This window comes from Candidatus Protochlamydia naegleriophila (assembly GCF_001499655.1).
Classification (GTDB): Bacteria; Chlamydiota; Chlamydiia; order Chlamydiales; family Parachlamydiaceae; genus Protochlamydia; species Protochlamydia naegleriophila.
Map to the genome: position 1 here is coordinate 1,686,885 of NZ_LN879502.1, position 22,988 is coordinate 1,709,872.

A 22,988-nucleotide genomic window follows, 5' to 3' on the forward strand; every position below is an offset into this window, starting at 1 on the left:
ATCCTGCATCCAGGTAAAGTAGGAGAATTGCATTTAGCTATTGAACCCAAAGAATTGAAAAAGGGATTGTAGGGATGGCGGAAGCCACTAAGCGCAAGCACATGTAAGAAAGTGACAGGCATTCAATAATGAATTCCTGTCACATAACATTTTCTAATCCGCCTGACGGTTAGTATCAAGAACAAAGCTGATTTTAACATTTACACGATACTTAGAAACTTTGTTGTTCTCTATAAGAGCTTCAATGTGCTGAACGTTGATTTGCTTGATGTTATGTAATGTTTTGGCAGCTTCTGTAACAGCAGATTGAATTGCTTCTTCAATGCTCTTTCCTTCACTAATAACTTCGATTACTTTAGCAATTGACATAATGACCCTCCAGATAATAGTAAAAATCCCTATTGACCTGTTTAGATTATCATGTTTTATCATGCAACCTTTTCATTTGTCAAACTAAGCTTATAACCCTGAATGAAACTTCGATCATGAACGATGATAGTAATCAATGGAGAATAGAGTCGTCTTAACAAGCAGGGGCAAGGCCAGCATGCAAACAACAGATGTCAGTGGATGAATGCCTCCAACTTTCCATAGGCCTACAAAATCATGCCCAGGAGAAGGGAGCTCTTGTGAAAGGGCTGATAAGGCATACATGACATGCTGTGCAACCGTCATGACCCCCATACTCAATAAATAAAGCGATAATTGTGGGTGATCCTCTTTTACATAATGAGAAAGGCCTATTTCACAGCTAGCTGCAAGAATCCCAGCTAAGGGCCCCGCCGCATTGACAAACAAACGAGAGGCACGTGGCCCTAGATGCTCGCCGAACTTTGTTAAAGCCCCTTCATAATAGCGAGTCACTCCACCCAAAAAAGGAAATATTTCGATAGAAGCATGTGAATTATTATAAACAGCCGTTGCTGCTAGCGCATGGCCTGCTTCATGAATGACTACACTCGTAGTCATGCTCTCTAAAATCGAAAAACTAATCGGGCACATGCATTGCGATAATTGATAAGCGAAAAGCAATAGAGGATTATGCTCCCTTTCATGGTATATCATCCAGAGAGTGCCGGCAGATAGCGAACGTAAAACAAGATTCATCGCTATCATAGAAATCGCCCCGATCAATAAAGTCGGAATTGCGCTTGTCGCAACAAAATAACACGTTACCCCCGTTATCACGCAACTCGCCGCAATGTCTTTTAAGGTGGATAAAGCAACTTCTTGAATCAACTTATTGCGAAGTTCAGCATCATCTACAACTTCTAATTCATTATAGTTGCCTCGTAAAGGCGCATCCATTCTCAAAGCTGTAATACTCATAACACCTAAAATAGTTTTTTCAAGCATTATAATAAAAAAAATAATTAAAATAAATAATTCAATTAATTAAATACAAAACAAAAACACAACTAAAACATATTAATGAATAAAAGAAATACAGCATCGCAAAGTTGGAGATCTGAGTAGAGGCCATGTTTTTATCATATAGCTGGAATTTACAATGATGAAACTCTATACTATTGTTTATGGGACAGGCTTATCATGGACTAGAGGCATACTTCTGGAGAGATTCTTAGGAATTCTTGCGAATATGTTCCGTTATCATCAGTAGCTCAAGTTTTTACCTTTTACATACCGGTATTCAATATGGATGCATTTGACCTACGTCTTTGGAATGGGTTTAACCAAGCAGGAGGTACTCTTTCTGAGCCTGCCATTGTTGATCAAATTACGATTGATTCCAGGAGAATCGGCTCTTCCCACTCATTATTTGTTGCCTTGAAAGGGGAAAAACTGGATGGACATGACTATGTTCGCCAAGCAGTGCAGGCAGGGGCTAAATATGCCATTGTATCTGATCAATGGACTCCTCCTTCTGATTTAAATGGGCTCACTTTGCTACGCGTTAAAAGCCCACTAAAAGCCTTTCAAGAAATTGCTAAAGCCTATCGGTTGCAGCTTCCCGTTAAAATCATTGGCGTCACAGGTTCTTTTGGTAAAACCATGGTCAAAGACCTGCTTCACACTCTATTGGCAACAGAGAAAAAAACAGCCGCTTCGCCGGAGAGTTTTAACAGCCAGATCGGGGTTCCGTTGAGCCTTTTAACAATCCGAAAAGAGCACGAAATCGCTATCATCGAAGCGGCCATTTCTCAAAAGCAGGAAATGGAAGCACTAGCCGATTTGATTAAGCCAGACTACACCATTTTAACCCCAATTGGCAAAAAGCATTTAGCAACCCTCCAAGACATGTCAACGTTGGCTCAAGAAACGCTCAAACTCATTTGGGCAACGCCTGAAGGAGGATGGTCGCTTCTTCCAACAGAAGTTCATTCGCAGCTTTCCCAATCAACCCCTTCTTTTCCCATTTATTTTTGGGATGAAGCCTGTCAAAAATTGCCGCATGCAACCTCTTTTCAAACAGATGTAACAGTTCCAGCACACTACCAACTATCCTTCCCCGATCACTCTGTTTACCAGGGGCGTATGTCTGCGGCTTATACTTACTACCTAAATCTCATCAACATGTCTTCAAAGGCTGCCTGGTTAAGTGGAATTTCCGCTAGCAACATTCAACAAGTCTTCCAAACGTATCAACCAGAGCCTACACGGACAGAAATCTGGAAGGTTCCAACTGGTGCCACTTTCATCAATGATACCTATTGTTCTGATCCCCAATCTGTCGATTTAGCTTTAAGGCATTTTGATTATGCGGCCGATTCTCAAAGAAAAATCGTTGTCTTCGGTGGAATGCGCGGAGAGCCGATGCATGCGAACAGCGACTACCGGAGCATTGGTAAAACATTAGCCAAGGCCCATCTCCGCCACCTTCTTCTCTTCGGAACTAAGCCTTTCAAGCCTCTCATCGAAGAAATGGAAAAAAACTCATCGGAAACCGAGATCTTAGCCTTTGAATCTGAAAAAGAAGTGCTCGAACACCTCCAAAATCACATTCAATCCCAAGATTTAATCTTGCTCAAAGGTGAGAAAAAATTCCCCTTAGATCGATTGACTGAAGCATTCAACGAAAGCCAAAATCACAACCAATGTATTATCAATTTAGCTGCCATCAAAAATAACCTCGACATGATTCAAGCAAAGCTTCCCTCTCAAACGAGAATAATGGTGATGGTTAAGGCGCTAGCCTATGGAACGGACGATGTGAGAATGGCCAAATTTTTAGCATCGTACGGCATCGATATTCTGGGTGTCTCTTATGTTGACGAAGCGGTTTGTTTAAAGCGAGCGGGCATCAGCCAATCCATTTTTTCCATCAGCGCAGCCATCTACGAGGTAGCCAAAGTAGTTAAGTGGAGCTTAGAAGTTGGCGTCAGCGATAAAGATTTCATTTTAGCTTTGGGAAAAGAGGCAAAAAGGCAAGCAAAACAGATAAAAGTTCACCTGCACATCAATACGGGTATGGGCCGGTTTGGCTGTCGGCAGGAAGAAGCTTTGGAGCTAGCTAAAACAATTTTATCTCAACCCAATTTGATTTTAGAAGGCATCATGACTCACTTTGCCTGTGCGGATGATCCACAGGAAGATGCTTTTACCAATGAACAAATTCGCAGCTTTGACTCTACCATTGCAACATTAAAGGAGCATGGTATCACAGCGCCGTGGGTACATGCCGCCAACTCGAGCGGAGCCATCCGCTTTTCTACTCCTCAGTATAATATGGTCCGCATTGGGCTTGCCTCCTATGGACTCTATGTATCGGAATCGGTAAAAGCTTCCTTAGATCTGCGCTTGGCTCTTTCACTAACTTCTCGCATTGTGGGAATTAATGTCTGCAAACAGGGTGAAACAGTGAGTTACGGCAGGCGCTATAGAGTCGAGCAAGAAGCTCAAAAGATCGCGGTCCTGCCCATCGGCTATTTTGATGGCTTGCATCGCAATTATAGTGGGAAGGCCCATGTTTTGATCAGAGGAAAAAAAGCTCCCATGATAGGCAATATCTGCATGGACTACATGATGGTGGATGTGACTGGCATCCCAGACATTGCCATTGGCGATAAGGTTTTAATTTTTGGTGAAGATGAGTGCGGCCAATACCTATCACCTGAGGAATTAGCCTCAAGCGGTGATTCGATTGTTCATGAACTTATCACCTGCTTAGGTCCCCGCATACAACGTATTTTTGTTTATGAAGAAGGACGGCAAATCAGATAGTAATCATTTGTGGAGAGGATAACGATATGGAAAAAATTCAAAAAGATTTTCAAAAACTGCACCAGCTTGGCAAACACACACGTGTGCTACAAGGCATTTCATCTCTTCTTGATTGGGATCAAGAAACTTATATGCCGCAAGGTAGTTCCGCTATCCGTGCTGAACAGCTTAAAACAATGGCAGGCTTAATTCATCGCGAAAAAACGAGCAAAAAATTTGCCAATGCATTAGCCAAATTGATCGATCTTCGCACCGGAGAAGTTGTCGCAAAGGATTTAACTCCGCAACAGACGGCAGCCGTTAAAGAATGGCACCGCGATTACGTTCAAGACACCTCTCTTCCTGCAAAATTTGTCGAAGATTTTGCAAAATTAACTTCTCAATCGATTGTCGTTTGGCGCAATGCAAAAAAATCCAACGCCTTTCAACAGTTCGCTCCCTTCTTAGATAAAATCGTGAGCATGAACCGAAAGAAAGCCGATTTACTAGGCTATCAAGAGCACCCATACGATGCATTGATCGATCAATTCGAACCAGATATGAAAACAAAAGAGGTCGATGCAGTTTTTAGCAAGCTGCGTGATGCAATTTCACCGCTGATCAAAAAAATGGCTGCACAGCCAGTCGATGATCAATTTTTATTCGGAAAGTGGGATCAAAGCAAACAAGTTGCCTTTAGCCATAAAATTTTAGAAGCAATGGGATATGATGCCGATAAAGGACGTGTCGACTTTTCCTCCCACCCTTTTTCCTCTTCGAGCCACCCAACCGATAGCCGCATTACAACTCGCATTCACCCAAACTCTTTAATGAGCAACATCTTTGTCATCTTACACGAAGGTGGGCACGCTCTCTACGAAATGGGTCTTCCTCAAGACTCATACGGAACTCCGCTTGGGGACGCTCGTTCTTTAGGGGTGCATGAAAGCCAGTCACGCTGGTGGGAAACGCGCATTGGACTGAGCAAACCTTTTTGGAAACATTTTCTTCCCATTTTAAAAGAGATTTTTAAAGGTCAGCTCGACACCATCACCCTTGATCAATTTTATAGAGCCATCAATAAGGTTGAGCCTTCATTTATTCGCGTAGAAGCCGATGAAGTTACCTATCCCCTTCACGTCATTTTACGCTTTGAACTGGAAAAGGCTTTGATCGAGGGTTCAATCTCTGTAAGAGATGTTCCTGCGGCTTGGAACGCTAAAATGGAAGAGTACTTGGGGATTAGGCCAGAAAACAATGCAGAAGGATGCCTGCAAGATATTCACTGGGCCATGGGGGCCTTTGGCTATTTTCCAACCTACACTCTTGGAAATCTCTATGCAGCCCATCTCTTCGAAGCCTTTGCAAAACAATATCCAGACTGGGAAGATCGAGTTGCAGAAGGTAAACTGGATTTTATTAAGCAATGGCTGCACGAAAAAATCTATCAGCATGGACGACGTTACACGACCCAAGAACTGCTCAAACAAGCAACAGGGCATGCATTCAGTGCTGATGCCTATGTTCAATACCTTCAAAGCAAATATGGCAAAATCTATCAACTGTAGTTAAAACCCGGCTTTACGCTCCTGCATCTCGCTTTAAGCAAGGAGCAAGCCGTGTTTAAATAACAAAGGCGACCAAGAACTTAACGTTTCTTGTCGCCTTTAAGCCAATCTCTACAATCGCTTTTTATTTCCTTAACGCGGAAGTAAAAGAGTAGATTTTAAGATCGGCGTTTCAAAAAGCGGAGCGCACGCAATATCCAGCATTGCAGCAAAATTTTCGGCTCCAACTTCTAATTTAGCATTTTCAATGGTTTTTAAAGCGCTTAACATGCGATTGAAGCGCTCTGGCAACATAACTCTTTCGCGTATGAGAAGCGAAGGAGCATAAAGCATGAAGTTCAGGTGCTCCCAATCCTCTTGCGTCAATTCTTGACCATTGATCAATTTTAAGAAGACAAAGAGTTCACTGCTATAGGCTCCGCCAATATCAATGCCATCCTTACAAGTTAAACTAAAAGAGTCTGGCTTAATCCATTCGAGCAATTTGAGCTGCAGGAAAAGGTAAAAGATCTCGATAAAATCGAGCCTATTCTCTCTTTGCAAAACGTTCTTGCTCGAAAAGAAAATGCGATGAATGACAGGAAAGACTTCATCGATAAACTTGGCAAATGCTTTCCTTTCGATGCACTCTGGGAAAAAGAATCCCGAATGCTCTCCTTTTAAGTGTTCTTTAAATTGCTCAACGAAAGGCTCAACGTGATTCACTTGATGATAAGGGCTAAGCTGATGGTAAAAATCTGTGTCTGTTGCCAAAGTCACAACGTACAGGGCATTATTCATGCCTGGTTGATGTTGCAAATCTTCTAAAGCGGCACATCGGGCATGTTCACGCCAAGAAGTGCGGTCCTGCAAATTAATTAAGAGGTGTTTTTTAATGGGAGTCGCCTGATTATACAGCCTGATAAAGCTTTTGAACTCTTCATCGACAATTGCTTTATTAATAAACTCCTGATAGACAGGTGCAGCCAAGCGCAAATGAGAAATGCGCTGCTCTTGTACATATAAATCGTACAATTGATTTGGAATATTATGCTGCATCAATGGGTCAAAAACATGGAAAGCATCCTCTTCCAAAATCGTGAGGACTTTGAGGAGCGGACCATTCGGATGGCGCTTCATTAATTTTGCCATCGCCGTATAATCGTTAGTCAAGTGCTTCCAAATAGGAGACTTGCCCACCTCTTCTTGCTGCTCTTTGGTAAGCGTTTGGCCAGCTTCTTTAATGAGGCGTTGAACAACCGGAACCATCTCTTCAGTTCCCTGAAGATTGGCATACAAGCTTCTACATAATACTTGAACCATCTCGATCAACTCATAAGCAAACTGATTGGTTTCCTTAGGCGGATAGGCCAGCCATTTTTGATATGTGCGACAATGAAGAAGCTCTCTTAAAAAAGACTGGAAGTCTTCAAAATACTCACTACAACTTTTAATAGGAGTGTGGCGTAAGAGATTTTGAGAATGAGAACTTAATAAAAGAGCCAGCAACGCCTTATTCAGTAAAACAATGATCTCTTGGTTTTTAATTTTGCGAATATCGTGAAAGAAGTGCTGTAAGCGAGGACCTAAGGCTTTTAAGATATTGCGTGCACAGAGGTGAAGAACACGATCATGCCAATGCTTAATGCCTTCTAATGGATCGATCCCTTTATGCCCGCCAAAATAGTCACCAAAATCGCATACGAGCTTGATATTGCGCAGTAAACGCGGACTGAAAAAACGGGTGCCATCCTCTTTCCGAATAAAAAACAGCTCATACTCTGTATCCTTCTTAACCGTTTCGAGATCTACAAATACGTGTTGAGTCTCCGCCAAGCTTTCTACAGAAGTTGGAGCAGCAGCTTTAAATTCAATAGCCTTTTGCTTTTTCCACTTTCCAATCGATAAGCCTAAAATCCACTTGCTCAAGACCCCCTCATCTATCTTCCTGGCTATTTTAGAAAGATAAAACTCTTGCAATTGCTTATATTCTTTGAATTCTGTCACGCTTTTTTTCTGCGTTTGATGGAAAATATTCGTGTAACGATCAAGCTTTTTGGCCGCCTCCCCCACCAAAACCATAATCGTTTTAATGCCTTCAATGGTTTTCTGATCCGTTACATAGCCATATTCTTTGCGATAAAAATTGCGCAAATAATGCAAAATAACTCGAAAAGTTTCACGAACTAAATTAACCGTCGAGGGTGCGTCAGCCTGATGCAACCAATGAACAGTCTTATAATCTACCTTTTCATTCTGTAAAATAAGTTCGTGCTGCTGAGCTATTCCGATTTCCCGATCAAATTCTAAATCGGCAATACTTGATAGCGTCTCAACCGCTTCAATGATAGACAAATTGTGTGAACGGGCACCCATATGGACCCCCCTTATGTTAACTGTCTACTTTAATTATCTCAAACTTCTATTTTTAATTAAATTAATTAATATAGACAGATAATAATCAATAACATTTTCAACTATATAGAAGCAATCATTTGTAATTTAATTCAAAATACTTTCTATTTCTATTGCCAGTAACAAAGGGGGGGCTAGCAGCGCAAGAGACTCTCTCCAATTCATCTATTCACAAGCCATCTTTCGGGTAACTGATGCATTTTGTATCTCAGTAGTCCTTCTAAAGTGCATTTTTCAAGATTTTCACTAGATTTGCAAATGTATATGGATACTTTCTCATGCTTCAAAAACAAACCGCAATAAACTAATTGATAAAGACTTAAATCAAATTAAAAAAGTAATCAGAAAAAAAACAGAAAAAACGTTAGACCTAATTAGCTGAAATGACGTATAAATTATGCTTGACCAAGTGAAAATGGTTAACCAGCCTTCAAGGCTGGTTTTCTTGTATACGGAAGAGTGGCAGAGTGGCCGAATGCGTCTGTCTTGAAAACAGAAGTCGGGCAGCCCCCGACCGTGGGTTCGAATCCTACCTCTTCCGTTCCTTTTTAACCCTTTCGAGGGTTCTCAGCAAAAGTCAATTTTATTGATACTCTGTTGAGATTTTTTCTTCATCCGTTGCTCAACGATTATACATTCCAGTTACTACTTTATTCTATAGACTACCAATCCATAGAAATAAAATTACCCCTATCCGATGTAAGTGACAAATCACTCTTATTGGCATTCTATAGCTATAATCTAGTTATAATCTTTTTAGGGTCAATTTTTGTTAGCGTCTATAAAGGAACTGAACGGAAGACCGGCAAGCCGATTGATTTTAAAGCCGCCCACTGCATTCTCCCAATGCCTTCACAAAATCCTAGAGATCAAGTTAGTCATTGGGAGATTTGCGTGGAACCTTATATAAAATCAGTAATTTTTTTTATATCCTGTAATGCAAGTCACCTGCTCTTTCTCTTCTTCTGAAGGGTTCGCAACAACTCGTCCTGAATCGAATTCGTAACTAAACTTGTACCCTTTCTCTAATTCTGTTGGTATTGGCTGCTTGCTAAGGGAACCAGACAAATGAAAACCCGCCAATCGGGGGAGGTTGGACAAGAAAGTGGGCCAACTTTTAAGTGGGTTGTCAAGAACCGAAAGACGATACAGTTTTGTAAGCGCTGCCATTTCCCCAGGCAATGAAGTCAATTTATTGTTGTTAAGCGCGATCCAGCCTAAATTAGTTAAACGGCCGATATTGCCAATATCTTCTAAGTCGGTGCACATAATAGTTAAATTTTCTAAGCTTGATAATTGATAAAAAGCATCCGGTAAGACACGAATTGGATGTCCTACTATAGTAAGACTAGTTAGATTAGTAAGATACCTAATTTCCTCAGGAAGAGTTGTTAACCCATAGTCTTTGCATCCTAAAGAGCAGTTAATACGGTCACTGATCAATGAACTATTTTCTCTATTTTGAGGTGTCAGTTCAAGCTCTGATACAGTAGCTAATAAATTGGAATGAGATGCCATCCACTCTCTTATGAGAAATGCTTGCATAAATACTCTTTCCTTTATACTTTCATAAGGCCTCTGTTCTTCGTCATTGATAAACTCGTCATAAGCAGCATTTCCTTGCAATGGTAAGCATTTGAAGAAATCAATGACATCTAGGTTTTTTCTTTCTTCAATCAGTTCGGAGAGTAAGGCTAGCTTTCCAGGAGCATAGGTACAAGTGTAAAGCTTGCTTATTTCCTGTAATTTCTCAAAGCCTCCGACTTGTTTCATCTCTTTAGTTATACATTGAGTGATTAGCTTCATTCTGGCCTTCCAGTCGACGCTAAGCTTATTTCCACTTGCATCCTGGCCTGGATATTGGTTTTCTGCCTCATTGCAAATAGTTGCCAAAACAGAATTACTGTATTTTGTAGCTTTTAGCGCTAAATACATTTCACAGAAAACAGCCTGCTCAATGGCCGCTCCTTTTTCTTTGCGAAGCAGTCCCAAAGAACTAAAAGGACGTCCTGCAAAGGAAAAAATATTCGCAACTCCCGCCTCGATCTTCAAGAGCGCTTTAATATTGGTCCCCCTAAAAGACTCTGAGGATTTAATCATCCCCTTGGTTGTCCCATTTTCTTCAGACAAAGAAGATGGTAATTGTTGCGCTGTGAAAGAAGGTGTTTCGTTTTCAAATGACAGTCTCACATCACTCAAGGTCTGAGTCGGAAACAAATTGTAAAGCGTTTGGCTCTGAGAGTATCTAGCAGCTGAACCAGAAAATGCATCAGATGTAAACGTTGCTTGATTGGAAGAATGAGAAAAATCGACAGGCATATTAAAAGGCATATAGAGCCCCTTATTATTGGTTAAATTATTAAGCACTAAAACAATAAAATACAAAATTAATTAAACACAAATAAAAACATATAATCATCATAAAATTGATATAATTATTAACATCGTAGAATCGATATAATCATTGGACTTTCCTCAATTCTTGGAGAAAACGAAGAAAAAAATTGAACATCGTGAATATCAGCTTTACCTAGTTCTAGACAATACTCAACCAGCTATTTCAGAAAGTTTTTTTTAAATTTTACACGGCATGAATGCTATGATTTCTTTAAAAGCAGGTTTTTAAGACAAGAGTTGTCTTTCCCTCGCGGCATTCAACTTTTTTCGTTCCTTTTTAACCCTTTCGAGGGTTCTCAGCAAAAGTCAATTTTATTGATACTCTGTTGAGTTTTTTTCTTCATCCGTTGCTCAACGATTATACATTTCAATTACTATTCTATAGACTATCAATCCATAGAAATAAGATTATCCCAAGTACCCAAGCTAAACATTGAAGATTAACCCTTTTACCATCCGATGTAAGTGACAAATCACTCTTATTGGCATTCTATAGCTATAATCTAGTTATAATCTTTTTAGGGTCAATTTTTGTTGGCGTCTATAGCGTCTATAAAGAAACTGAACAAGAGACCGGTGAGCCGATTGATTTTAAAGCCGCCCACTGCATTCTCCCAATGCCTTCACAAAATCCTAGAGATCAAGTTAGTCATTGGGAGATTTGCGTGGAACCTTATATAAAATCAGTAATTTTTTTAGATCCTGTAATGCAAGTCACCTGCTCTTTCTCTTCTTCTGAAGGGTTCGCAACAACTCGTCCTGAGTCGAATTCGTAACTAAAGTCATACTCTTTCTCTAATTCTGTTGGTATTGGCTGCTTGCTAAGGGAACCAGACAAATGAAAACCCGCCAATAGGGGGAGGTTGGACAAGAAAGTGGGCCAACTTTTAAGTGGGTTGTCAAGAACCGAAAGACGATACAGTTGTGTAAGCGCTGCCATTTTCCCAGGCAATGAAGTCAATTTATTGTTGTTAAGCGTGATCGATCCTAAATTAGTTAAACGGCCGATATTGCCAATATCTTCTAAGTCAGTGTAAACAATAGTTAAATTTTTTAAGCTTGATAATTGATAAAAAGCATCCGGTAAGACACGAATTGGATGTCCTGCCATACTAAGCCTAGCTAGATTAGTAAGATGCTTAATTTCCTCAGGAAGACTCGTTACTCCATAATCTCTGCATTCTAAAGCGCATTCAATACGCTCACTGGCTAATGAACGACTTTCTCTATTTTGAGGTGTCAGATTAAGATCAGATACAGTAGCTAATAAATTGGAATTAGATGCCATCCACTCTCTTATGAGAGATGCTTGTATAAACACTCTTTCCTTTACACTTTCATAAGAGCTCTTGTTTTCTTCATTGATAAACCCGTCATAAGCAGGATTTCCTTGCAATGGCAAGCATTTGAAGACATGAATGACATCTAGGTTTTTTCTTTCTTCAATCAGTTCGGAAAGTAAGGCTAGCTTTCCAGGAGCATAGGTACAAGTGTAAAGCTTGCTTATTTCCTGTAATTTATCAAAGGCCCCGACTTCTTTTACTTCTTTAGTTATACATTGAGTGATTAGCTTCATTCTGGCCTTCCAGTCGACGCTAAGCTTATTTCCACTTGCATCCTGGCCTGGATATTGGTTTTCTGCCTTATTGCAAATAGCTGTCAAAACAGAGTTACTGTATTTTGCAGCTTTTAGCGCTAAATACATTTCACAGAAAACAGCCTGCTCAATGGTCGCTCCTTTTTCTTTGCGAAGCAGTCCCACAGAGCTAAAAGGGCGTCCTGCAAAGGAAAAAATAGCCGCAACTCCCGCCTCGATCTTCAAGAGCGCTTTAATATTGGCTCCCGTAAAAGACTCTGAGGATTTAATCATCCCCTTGGTTGTCCCATTTTCTTCAGACGAAGAAGATGGTAATTGTTGCGCTTTGAAAGAAGGTGTTTCGTTTTCAAATGACAGCCTCACATCACTAAAAGTCTGAGTAGGAAACCAATTGTAAAGCGTTTGACTCTGAGAGTGTCTAGCAGTTGAACCAGAAAACGCATCAGCTGCGAATGTTGCTTGATTGGAAGAATGAGAAACACCGACAGACATATTAAAAGACATATAGAGCCCCTTATTATTGGTTAAATTATTAAGCACTAAAACAATAAAATACAAAATTAATTAAACACAACTAAAATCAAATTAATTTTAATAAAACACCTAAGCATCATAAGAATCGATGAATCAATATAACTATTGGACTCTCCTCAATTCTTGGAGAAAACGACGAAAAAATTGAATATCGTGAATATCAGCTTTACCTAGCTCTAGACAATACTCAATCAGCAGTTTATTGCACTGGCAGTTGAGCATTCCCAGATTAAACCCGTTTCAGAACGTTTTTGTAAAATTTTACACGGCATGAATGCTATGATTTCTTTAAAAAGCAGGTTTTTAAGACAAGAGTTGTCTTTCCCTCGCGGCATTCAACTTCTTCCGGGTCATCCGTAAGCCGAATGTTTTTAAATATTTTCCCTCTTTTAAGAACTGTGGAAGAGCCTTTGACTTTCAAGTCCTTAATCACGTATACGGAATCCCCCTCGCTTAGAGCCGTTCCATTACTATCTTTTGTCTCCATAAACCACCTTATCTGATCATCATTTTTTGCGTCATATGAGCTAAATGCAAAAATTAGTTTCTGAGCAATCAAAAAGCCAATCGCATGTTTGCAACGCAAAATTTTATTGATCGCATGGATTTAAAATCTAGAAATACTTTAAAATGTTTCTTTTTTTTCGATAAGGCTAATTGCATCAGCCATTAAAAATAGTTATTGCTTGAACTCAAACTCTTTAACGAACATTAAAAGCACATTCACAACGCAATATGGACTCGATACTTGGAATTATTAAAGACGTTATGCAAATTGGGATTCACTTTTTAAATCAACCTCTGATCAAAGATTGGGTTAAAAACGCAGCTGGCTCAATGACTTGTGTATTTGCATTAGTCGAATTTTATACAATCTGCCAAATTATTAAGGGCCGTGAAATTTCCATTACCATAGCCCCCCAAGCCCCAAAATGGATGCAAAGATGGTGTAAGACAACCATCATTTGTGCTAAAATCTCCCTCATACTGAGTGCCATAGTGTCCCGACCTGGGACTTTCGTCATCTCGACTCTCATACATAGCATTTTTTCAACAGCTCAACTAGAAACTGTCTTCGGACCCAATACAATCTTCAACATCAATCCCTGGCATCCACGCCATATCATTAGCCTTATAGCATTGGCATTAGCTTTTCCCATTATCGCTCAATCATGTTATCAAGGTATGAAATGGACTTATAAAAAAATGCACCGCTATTTGAGTCAAAGAGCCGTGCAACACTCCCAGTTCAGCGAAATTAATACTAAAGTCAAACTGGCTGCACTATTTAGCACTCTGACAGGTCGCCCTGTTTTACATATCGGCAATCAGCTCGCTCTATTCCTGCTACATTGCATTTGATATAGGCAGTCCTTTAAACGCTTTTATGAATACCCTGAGTTTTTATAGCGATTAATAACATGCGATCATCATCTGTTTTTATAGGAGAATTTTGTCATCAAATTTTGATTGATCTAATTGCTTGCCAATTCTACGATCTAAACAAAATCCAAATGATATTAAATAGTAAAACGCAAAAGTGCAAAGAAGATCTAAAACCACTCCGTATAATGTTAGCAAAGATTCCTGAAATATATATGTTGAAGATTTAATCAAATAACACGCGTTTAATTAAATAAATCCACATGTTCCAAACAGCACCAATAAACAAATTGATTAAAACAAGTTGATTCAATATAATAATTAAAATAAATTCATTATTATAATAAACAGATAAGGTCATATGTCCGGAAAAAGAAATTTACTTAAAGGTTCATCCATTTCTTATTCTCGCTTTCTGACCTGCAGTCCACAAAATGATTTGTTTAATAAGAAGAGCGAACCTTTACTAGACATTGATTTTTTTAGACGCTCGATTGCATTGCATTATCAACACGTCTATAACTTTAGAAAACGACAAAACACAGCTTACCGCATTATTTTCTTTGGCTTGAGCATGCTTTTCTTTTTTCTTTTCATCGGCATTTACTTTAAGACAGCCAATTATGCCTGCGGTCTTTACTTTGGACAATGTGACATTGTGAAAAATTGCGTCGACGGCTCTTGTTTGTTACTCTCAGCCTTTACATTTGCACTAGGGTATTTGACCCATCCCGATAAGGAAGCTCTTCGTTACCTTGTAAAAAAGGTAAAAAAAGAATTAAATAGCCCCACTCATCAAGTTAGAATCGAATTAAACATGATTTTCAAAAACTTGGTGAGCGAACATCTTTCTTTTCAAAACTCGTTTGCCATGAATGGATCCTAAGCCTTCATTTATGAAAAACCAGCAGCTAACACAGGAACAGGAACCACCAAAAATTCTTATCCTGTTCATGACTATCGGCACTTGCTCAATTCTATCTAATCATGGCAAATGACATCATCGTTTAAGTTGTTGCCTCATTGGCATGGGAATGAGCATGAGGCTGAGTTATGCCATGCGCTTTTTTAGCCACACTCCGTTTCACTGAGCTGGCTTTTTTGGTCGCCGTGGCGGCCCCCTTTTTCACCTTAGAAATGCCTTTTGCAACAGCTTTGTGAGCCGCATGCGCCTCTCCTTTTATTTTAGCATGAGAGGAGTGAGAGGATGCCTGTTTAGCTCCTTTGTGATGCGCTTTTTTAGCCTGCGAAAAAACATTGCGGATGACTGGCGCTAAAGGTTTATAAACATCTTTTATTAGCTGGCTTCCCGATTTTGGAGCCAGTAAGAGAGCTGTCGCCACTCCTACTAACCCTCCAGCTACACCACCTAAAATAATATTCTTATTCATTATGCCCTTCCTTCTTATAGTCATTTGATTTGCCGCCTTTTTGGCTTGCTCAATTGATCCTTTTGAAACCTTTTTTGACCTTGACGTGGAAATGAGCTTAAACAAGCTTGCCAAAGCTGAAATCAAAAGATGCTGTTTATGTGCCATAAAATAACGCCTCTTTACATTGAATTAAGAGATATTGCAGGCTTTTTACTTAAAAGCTTTTTAGAGCTGCAAAACGCATTTTCTTGATTGAAGAATCGAATGGCATGCCCCAACATATTGAGATACGGATGAGTTCCAGAATCGACATGGATCTTGATGATCCCTTTTGCAATTCCTCCTAATACAATGTGATCGCCATCTTGACTCTTCGATTGCTGTTTGTTTCGTGGAAGGGTTTTCAAGAAGCGAACGACTAACCCTCCCACTAAACCTGCAGCTACCGCAGCAACAATCATACGGCGATCATTTCGATAACGTTCCATATTTATCTTCTCTTATTAAGCCCTTGCCAAACGCGATAACCTAAAGAAGCCCATTCAACGATGTCATTCACACGGTTCTTTGCCTTGTCTGCAAATTCTTCGCCTTTTTCTTCTGCTTCTTCAGAGAACTCATCGACAATGTCTTTAGCAAAATCAATCCACTTATTGGCTCTAGATTTAGCCGTCTTAGCAAAAGTTCGGCCTCGCTTAGAAAATTGCTCTGCTGCATCATGCGTTTTTTCTGCAAAATCCTCATAAGTATCAGCAATATCTTCTCTTAAATCACTGCCCGATTTAGGAGCAAGCAATAATCCAGCTACTGCACCCAAAAGGCCACCAATCGCACCACCTATTAATAAATCGCGCGTCGTATCTTCTTCTTCCTCTTCATGCCCATAGCCAACAAGATTTTTAACCCCACAAACCAAACATTTAGCTTTGTCTGCCAAATCATGCGAATGACCGCTAAACGACTTTGCAAACTGCTTGCCTCTCTTTGTAAACTGATCGGCCGCATCGTGCGTGCGATCTGTTAAATCACCATACAACTCATTAATGTCTTGTCTCAGTTTTTTACCAGCTTTTGGAGCCATCAATAAAGCTGTCACACTGCCCAACAAGCTGCCTACTGCAGCCCCTACTAAAAAATCTTTTGAATGCGTTTGTTTCGACGCCATAGTTATCTCCTTTTCTTTAGTTTTTGCCATAGACGAATGCCTAGACCTGCTAATTCAAGAATTTCTGCAACTACAACTGATTCAGATGTTTTGGCACGATTGATCGATTCTTGATGATCAGAATCATTAAAAAAAGGAGCAGAATGTGAGGCTCGCTCATCAAACCTGCCCAAACGGACAGATCTCTGCCTAAAAGACTCCGCCCTGTGCTCCAAAACATCTCCAACATTTGCTATCGAATTAAAAAGAGGGTCGAGCGCCTCCATCTTGTGTTTAAGGTCTGCACTCATTTGATTGGCCTGCTCAATCGTTTTTTTAGCCTCGCCGCTCAGATCATCAAGTTGTTTGCGCACGTCATTGACAAGTAAATTGGTCTGGCCAAGCGTTTGCTTAACCGCGCTAAATAATAAAATCAGATAAATGACCAGTACAGCAAAAGCCAAAGCAATGACTGCGACACTTATTTCGATTATCATGGAATCCCCCTTGTAGAGCCTTATAGGCCCTTAATCAACATACCAACAGATAATGGAATTTGATTCTCTTTCCTCACTATGAATTGTTAGCATCTGAATGTAAATATTTTTTTCAATCTTTAACGACATTCTCTCATTATAGTTTTTTTTAATTTTAATGACAAATCCATCTAAATTAGAAAAGTTTTGCTAAAAAAATCAACAAACTTACGCTTAAAAATTGAAATTATAAAATAAATCCAATTAATCATGATTTCATTGAAAATTAAGCTCTCTCTCTATACAATTTAATTTACTATTCCAATAAACATGGTTCGCCTCCGATGACAGTAATTTCTAGAGTTTTAGCACCGTTTCTTGCGTCTCCTTTTGCCCACATTTCGCAAACGCCTCGTGAATTTGTTGATAACATCTCTCCGCTCACAATAAAAAAAATCACTGTAGTGGCAGCCTGTGTTTTTGGGGGAGCTGCCATTGGCGGGACATTAGCTTTAACACTTGGAATGAAAGTGATGATTTTATCTGGTGTTGGAAGCATTTTTGGGATGATCACCGGTTTTTTTCTGACTGTGTTGATCCATAAATTTGATCAAGCTAATAACCAACCTTTTCGACCAGCAGTGCAATCCTCAACACCTCTGCCGCCATATCAAACCTCCTCCTCCTTAAAAGTGGATCATATAGATAAATGCGTTGAAGAAAAGTATGCTCCGCATCAACAAAAATGCATTGAAGACTTGGCCAATTCATTGCATCATCAATTTGAAATCAACCAGCTGGCGACCAATTTAGATATCGATTCTCTGGATCAGCTTCTTGAATTGAATGATCAGATCCAAGCAAACTTCAATTGCCAAAAACATACGCAGCAAATTTATGAGGCTCTGACTATAAAGCTTGGCAAAGACCTTGCCGATCGAGCCATTAGACATCCAACGCTACTATCGGACTACTTAAAAGACCCTTACTTTTCTCCATCAGAACTCATGATTCATTTTATTGCACGAAGAGTAAGCTGTTACTTTCAAAATGAAGAAGCCTTGAGCGAGCTTAAGACTCGGGTAGAACAGGCAGTGGGCAATACCACGGCGTTTGATGAAATCACTAGTTCGCACGAAATGCAGGATGTTTTAGATGGACGCCTTTTGCTAAACGAAGAAATGAAAAAGGCGTTATTTCAATACGCAACCGAAGTACAGGCAGAAAATCGAGAAGCTCAAGCCACAGACCCATTTGAACTTTTATTAGAAACGATTCGAAATAGTTCAGAAAGAGATTTGTTTTTGGACGAGACATTCATCGAAAATAAATTTGAAATTGCTCGTGCAATTGATCACTTTACACCGCGCGAAAAACAGCAAAGAAGGGATGCATTACAACGCATTATTAATCAGGCTTATATCACCCGTGAATTCAAACAAAAAATTCGATTAATCAATGGAGAGCCAGATGAAGCTATTCTATTGGCTTGCCTGGGCTACACGCTCGACGAACATTCTCCCTATTATCAAAGAGATCTGATTTATCAAATTATCAGTGAAATGGTTCAAAGTGAGCTTCAAGCCACTCTTTACATTGGTCCTCTCAATTCTATCAAAGAACTCCTTCGAGGCTGTGCTATCAAAGCTCGTTTAAAGTCGATTGATATCACCCAAGATATTCAGGTGAAAAAATTCTTAATCGCCTATGACCTATTTAAATCGATCAAAGCGGAGTTAAAAGAGTCGCATAAAGAAGTGACCATTCCCTTCCCGCTCGATTTTCCATTGCCAAGCGATTCGATCATTGTCCAGTCTATCCAAAAAGATTTCGCAAACATTTTAAGTTTCGAATGTGAAAAAGTGGTTTCACACCTTTTCGAAGATGCTGCAATTAGAGAAAAGTTTTGCGATCACACCTATTCGGAAGCAGCCTTTAATGAGCTAATAAAAGCTAAACAAACGGATCAGATTGATTACCAAGAATTGGAAAAGACATGGGTAACCATCCAAAGAAGTCAGATTTTCGCAAAAGAGATCGATTTCTATGAGAAATGGGGAAAGCAAATCAAAGCTCAAATGATTCAAGGCATTGAAGATGACAATCAAGTACTTGGTGTCGGTGTTTGCTGGGGTATCTGTCAACGCATCTGTTTGGAAGGAGAAATGCAGCCACACCTTTCGGCCGAAGATTTTGCTAAAACCATTGTCATTAAACATTCTGATCGCTTTTTGCAAAGCCTTCACGTCTGCAGCACACGCCTTTTTGTGCCCAATCCTTCTCTTTTACCAGATCCTCTTTTACAGAAAGAGGGAGTGGAATCAGATAAACAAGTTTTCACTTTCAATTATCTCGATAATGAAGCAGCTTTTACAAATTGGTTCGGCCAAAACAGTGATTTATTAGCTGAGTCATCGGGATGGATTCGACTCAGCTTAACAATTGGCGATCGTTCAAACGAATCTGCTAATTTCAATCCCGCAGAGGCGAAAGGGCACGCCCTCGCCATTCGCTACGATACAAATCTCAACCGTTTTTGGGTAGTGGATCCAAATGTAGGATTTCTGTGCTTTGAGAACCAAGATTCTCTAAAAGAAACCCCTGAATCTTCTATCATGCATTTTATGAAAGAGTTGATCCAACACTACTATCCACTAACATATAAAATACGTGGATTTCAGCATATCCGCGGCGAACCTTCTCATCTAATGATTAACGAAGCTCCAAATCCAATGATCACATAGGAACAAGGCATGCAAGTCCCATCAAATTGGCTCTATCCAGACTCTTTAGAAGAAGCAAAGAAAGTTCAAAATGAACTAGCTTCCCGTGTCCTTCTACAAGATGACTTCAATCCTCTCCGCCTGCTTGGAGGAATGGATGTCAGCAATAATCCCTATGATCCTAAAAAAATGGTATATGCAGCTGTAGTGACCTTAGATGTTAAGAGCCTAACCCTTGAATCAAAGGCCCATGCAGCTAAACAACAACCCTTTCCTTATATTCCGGGTTTTTTAGGGTTTCGCGAATCTCCGCCTCTTATAGAAGCCTTTCAAAAACTCCCCAAATGCCCAGATCTGTTTTTGGTCGATGGACAAGGCATTAGCCACCCTCGCCGCTTGGGAATTGCAAGCCACATCGGCGTTCTATTAGATATCCCAACCATCGGTGTTGCCAAGAATATCCTCGTAGGAAAACCTCAAGGAGAGCTTGGAGAATCTATTGGCGATTATATACCGCTCATCGCAAATGGAGAAGAAGTGGGCGTTTTATTGCGAACAAAGAGCAAATGCAATCCGCTCATCATTTCGCCTGGCCATCGCATCTCGCTAAAAACAGCCATTGAAATTGTTTTAGCATGTATGGCCAACTACCGCCTTCCAGAGCCGACTCGGCATGCCCATCTAACTGCGAATGAATGCCGAAAAAACTATTCATTAAGCTAGGGCGCGTCAAATTGCTGCGCAAAATTTCAAGCAATAGCAAGATACATCTTTAGTCCTTTCACATGAAATAGGATATCGATATGGAAATGGAAATAAAATGGCAAAAAGAATACGAGCAAAAAGGCATTCCCTCCTCTTACAAAATAGAGCCCAGCCAAACGATTTCTGAATTCAATCTATTTCTTAAACAGCATAACGTCGCTTCTGGTCGATTGCTCGACTTAGGATGTGGAAAAGGGCGTAACGCCTTTTTTTTGGCTCAACAAGGATATGAAATCGACTGTATCGACTTCATTCCTGCAAATATACGTTTCATTGAAGAAGAAGCTGAAAAGAGATGCCAGCCCATTAAGTCTTATTGTCAATCGGTCTGCGCTCCCTTCCCTTTTAAAGAAAAAACTTTTGATGCTGCCATCGATATTTTTTGCTACAAGCATCAAGTGGATGAACGGATGCGTTTTCAGTATCGATGTGAACTCCACAGGGTATTAAAAGAGACTGGATTTTACACTTTGAGCTTGGCCTCCTATCAAGATGGTTTTTATGGCCCTTTACGCAACAATCTTAGCCAAACAAAAAATGTCGTCATAGATCCTTACACATCTATTCCTTCTATTCTCTTTGGAAAAGAGGATATCGAACAAGAGTTTTATCCTCACTTTAAACTGGTTGCAATCAACGAAAGACATTCCCATAGCGAAATGCATGGAAAACTTTATTCCAGGTCGATACTCGATGTGATCATGAAAAAAAATGCTTGAATATATGAGCCGCAAGAATTAGCTACTTAGGCATGCCCGCGGCCCTTGTATAGAGCCAGATCCAGTAAACAAGGAATATCAAACGATATCCCTTGTTTTGAAGGCTTACGACTGTACAGTTCCTAACTCATACTCTTCCTCTTCGTTTTTTAGGAAAAAGGCTCTGCTTTCTCCAATGACTTGTTTTGACAACCCTATGACGCCAATTAAATTTGTAAAGAGCATCAAAGAGATGGCTATATCGGCCAAACGCCAAATGAGATCAACCTGGATTAAGGCTCCTAATGGAACACAAGCTATATAAAAATACTTAAAACGTGTTGCATGATGACTGCCAAATAAAAATCCAATGGCCTTCTCTGCACAGCATGCCCATGCTAAAATAGTTGTATAGGCAAATAAAATTAAAGCCGTGATTACAACAAAAGATCCAAATGAACTCCCAAGCCCGCTTTGAAAAGCATGAGTCACCATATTTGTACTTTGCAAACCTGCAACTTGCCAAGCATCTGTCACAAGCAGAACCAATCCAGTCGCTGTGCAAACAATCATGACTAAAAACGGAGTCACTAAGGTCACAACTCCATCAACAACTGGATTGCTCGTACGAGCACTAGACTGCAAAATGGGAACAATACCCGTTCCAGCGTCCGTTGCAAAAATGCCGCGATCGAATCCTGTCGATATAGCTTTAACAACACTAAATCCAAGTACTCCGCCTAAAGCTGACTGCGGATCAAAGGCCGCTGTAAACATCAATTTAAACGCCGGAATAATGCGGTCGGCATGCAAGCCAAGAATGATAAGCGCTGTTCCTAAGTAAAGAATTGCTTTTACTGGGACTACGAAAGAAGCAAGTTTAGCCACTCTCTGCACACCACCTAATAAGACCATTCCCACAAACGCCGCAATGACTACACTGGAAATAAAAGGATCTAATCCCATCTTTGCCAAAGGAAGAGTCACAGAATTAATTTGAGCAAAATTTCCAACCGTCACGGCCCCAAAAATGGTAAACAGGCTAAAAGCGATACCGAGAAACTTCATTCCCATTCCATCTGTTAAATAATACATTGGACCACCAACGTACTCTCCCTCGGCATTTAATCGACGATATTTAACTCCTAAAATGCAACTTGTATATTGAATAGATGCGCCTAAAAAAGCCATGACCCACATCCAAACAAGAGCACCCGGTCCGCCTGTTGAAATTGCAACAGCCATCCCTGAAATATTTCCTGTTCCAAAATTACCTGCTAAAACAGAAGACACAGCTTGATAATGACTAATGTTGCCTTGACTGCTGCTGTCTTTCTTAAGCAAACATGAAAAACTCATTTTAAGTTTGGATAATTGAACAAAACGCAATTTAAAAGTCAGATAAAGTCCAAAAAGAATAATGCTTGGAAAAATCAGAAAAAAAGTGAACGCTTCATTAAAACTCGTTAGTAAGTCTTTTAGGCTAAAATCCATATATTTTTACCTACTTAAATAGATAATTAAAATTTGACATTTATTGTTTTGTAAATCCCAAAAAAGAAGGATTTAGAGTATCTCATTATTTGAGATTGATGTACATGTGAAAAAAAAAGTGAAGAAGCAGATTATTTATGCACCGAAAGGTGCTGACGATGAAGAGGACAAAAATTTGAGAACAGCGTGAATGGTATTCACAACATCTCCATTAATCTAGTATGACAAAAAGCTGTCTATTAATCAGATTAAATTAATTTCAGAATTATTTCAAAGAAAAA

At 39.8% G+C, this 22,988-nt stretch carries 18 protein-coding genes and 1 tRNA gene; 8 read left to right on the plus strand and 11 right to left on the minus strand.

Features of this window, described 5'->3' with window-relative positions:
* Positions 1-153: 153 nt before the first annotated feature.
* Complete coding sequence (locus PNK_RS07065; protein ID WP_032126098.1) at positions 154-369, minus strand: dodecin family protein; 216 nt, start codon at positions 367-369, stop codon at positions 154-156.
* 114 nt (positions 370-483) lie between these two features.
* Positions 484-1,329: a zinc metalloprotease gene (locus tag PNK_RS07070; protein ID WP_059061190.1), complete on the minus strand. Its 846-nt coding sequence runs from the start codon at positions 1,327-1,329 to the stop codon at positions 484-486.
* Positions 1,330-1,656: 327 nt separating this feature from the next.
* Between PNK_RS07070 and PNK_RS07075 the strand changes: the two genes are divergently transcribed.
* Positions 1,657-4,182: a bifunctional UDP-N-acetylmuramoyl-tripeptide:D-alanyl-D-alanine ligase/alanine racemase gene (locus tag PNK_RS07075; RefSeq protein ID WP_059061192.1), complete on the plus strand. Its 2,526-nt coding sequence runs from the start codon at positions 1,657-1,659 to the stop codon at positions 4,180-4,182.
* 26 nt (positions 4,183-4,208) lie between these two features.
* Positions 4,209-5,729 carry a carboxypeptidase M32 gene (locus PNK_RS07080; protein WP_032125756.1) on the plus strand — a complete coding sequence of 507 codons (1,521 nt, stop codon included), beginning with the start codon at positions 4,209-4,211 and terminating at the stop codon, positions 5,727-5,729.
* Positions 5,730-5,861: 132 nt separating this feature from the next.
* Here PNK_RS07080 and PNK_RS07085 read toward each other — a convergent pair whose 3' ends face one another.
* Positions 5,862-8,084, minus strand: a complete 2,223-nt coding sequence (locus PNK_RS07085) for a hypothetical protein (RefSeq protein ID WP_059061195.1) — start codon at positions 8,082-8,084, stop codon at positions 5,862-5,864.
* A gap of 492 nt (positions 8,085-8,576) precedes the next feature.
* Here PNK_RS07085 and PNK_RS07090 point away from each other — a divergent pair.
* Positions 8,577-8,664 (plus strand) — tRNA-Ser (locus PNK_RS07090).
* Between the two features lie 371 nt (positions 8,665-9,035).
* Here the strand turns inward: PNK_RS07090 and PNK_RS07095 are convergent.
* The 3 genes from PNK_RS07095 to PNK_RS07105 form a co-directional block, all read right to left on the minus strand.
* Entirely contained in the window at positions 9,036-10,454 is a 1,419-nt protein-coding gene (locus PNK_RS07095; RefSeq protein ID WP_059061197.1) for a leucine-rich repeat domain-containing protein, read from the minus strand.
* Positions 10,455-11,193: 739 nt separating this feature from the next.
* Positions 11,194-12,621: a leucine-rich repeat domain-containing protein gene (locus PNK_RS07100; RefSeq protein ID WP_059061199.1), complete on the minus strand. Its 1,428-nt coding sequence runs from the start codon at positions 12,619-12,621 to the stop codon at positions 11,194-11,196.
* A gap of 307 nt (positions 12,622-12,928) precedes the next feature.
* Positions 12,929-13,138: an alkylphosphonate utilization protein gene (locus tag PNK_RS07105; protein WP_032125759.1), complete on the minus strand. Its 210-nt coding sequence runs from the start codon at positions 13,136-13,138 to the stop codon at positions 12,929-12,931.
* Positions 13,139-13,419: 281 nt separating this feature from the next.
* Between PNK_RS07105 and PNK_RS07110 the strand changes: the two genes are divergently transcribed.
* Both PNK_RS07110 and PNK_RS07120 read left to right on the plus strand, forming a co-directional pair.
* Positions 13,420-14,013, plus strand: a complete 594-nt coding sequence (locus PNK_RS07110; protein ID WP_032125760.1) for a hypothetical protein — start codon at positions 13,420-13,422, stop codon at positions 14,011-14,013.
* A gap of 382 nt (positions 14,014-14,395) precedes the next feature.
* A complete protein-coding gene (locus tag PNK_RS07120; protein ID WP_032125762.1) occupies positions 14,396-14,920 on the plus strand; it encodes a hypothetical protein in 525 nt (174 codons plus the stop codon).
* Positions 14,921-15,041: 121 nt separating this feature from the next.
* On the opposite strand, the gene PNK_RS07125 is transcribed toward PNK_RS07120, so the two are convergent.
* The 4 genes from PNK_RS07125 to PNK_RS07140 all read right to left on the minus strand — a co-directional run bounded on the left by PNK_RS07125 (position 15,042) and on the right by PNK_RS07140 (position 17,048).
* Positions 15,042-15,425, minus strand: a complete 384-nt coding sequence (locus PNK_RS07125; RefSeq protein ID WP_158021739.1) for a YtxH domain-containing protein — start codon at positions 15,423-15,425, stop codon at positions 15,042-15,044.
* Positions 15,426-15,586: 161 nt separating this feature from the next.
* Entirely contained in the window at positions 15,587-15,895 is a 309-nt protein-coding gene (locus PNK_RS07130; protein WP_059061201.1) for a hypothetical protein, read from the minus strand.
* Between the two features lie 2 nt (positions 15,896-15,897).
* Positions 15,898-16,572, minus strand: a complete 675-nt coding sequence (locus PNK_RS07135) for a YtxH domain-containing protein (RefSeq protein ID WP_059061203.1) — start codon at positions 16,570-16,572, stop codon at positions 15,898-15,900.
* A 2-nt stretch (positions 16,573-16,574) separates the two neighbouring features.
* On the minus strand, positions 16,575-17,048 hold the full coding sequence (locus tag PNK_RS07140; protein ID WP_051982003.1) for a DUF948 domain-containing protein: 474 nt from the start codon (positions 17,046-17,048) through the stop codon (positions 16,575-16,577).
* 323 nt (positions 17,049-17,371) lie between these two features.
* On the opposite strand from PNK_RS07140, the gene PNK_RS07145 reads away from it, so the two are divergent.
* The 3 genes from PNK_RS07145 to PNK_RS07155 all read left to right on the plus strand — a co-directional run bounded on the left by PNK_RS07145 (position 17,372) and on the right by PNK_RS07155 (position 21,234).
* Entirely contained in the window at positions 17,372-19,771 is a 2,400-nt protein-coding gene (locus PNK_RS07145) for a hypothetical protein (RefSeq protein ID WP_032125765.1), read from the plus strand.
* A 9-nt stretch (positions 19,772-19,780) separates the two neighbouring features.
* The gene (gene nfi / locus PNK_RS07150; RefSeq protein WP_059061206.1) at positions 19,781-20,473 is read left to right on the plus strand and encodes a deoxyribonuclease V; all 693 of its coding nucleotides are present in this window, start codon (positions 19,781-19,783) and stop codon (positions 20,471-20,473) included.
* 80 nt (positions 20,474-20,553) lie between these two features.
* The gene (locus PNK_RS07155) at positions 20,554-21,234 is read left to right on the plus strand and encodes a class I SAM-dependent methyltransferase (protein WP_059061209.1); all 681 of its coding nucleotides are present in this window, start codon (positions 20,554-20,556) and stop codon (positions 21,232-21,234) included.
* 105 nt (positions 21,235-21,339) lie between these two features.
* Here the strand turns inward: PNK_RS07155 and PNK_RS07160 are convergent, their stop codons facing one another.
* Positions 21,340-22,707: an alanine/glycine:cation symporter family protein gene (locus PNK_RS07160; protein ID WP_032125768.1), complete on the minus strand. Its 1,368-nt coding sequence runs from the start codon at positions 22,705-22,707 to the stop codon at positions 21,340-21,342.
* Between the last annotated feature and the right edge of the window lie 281 nt (positions 22,708-22,988).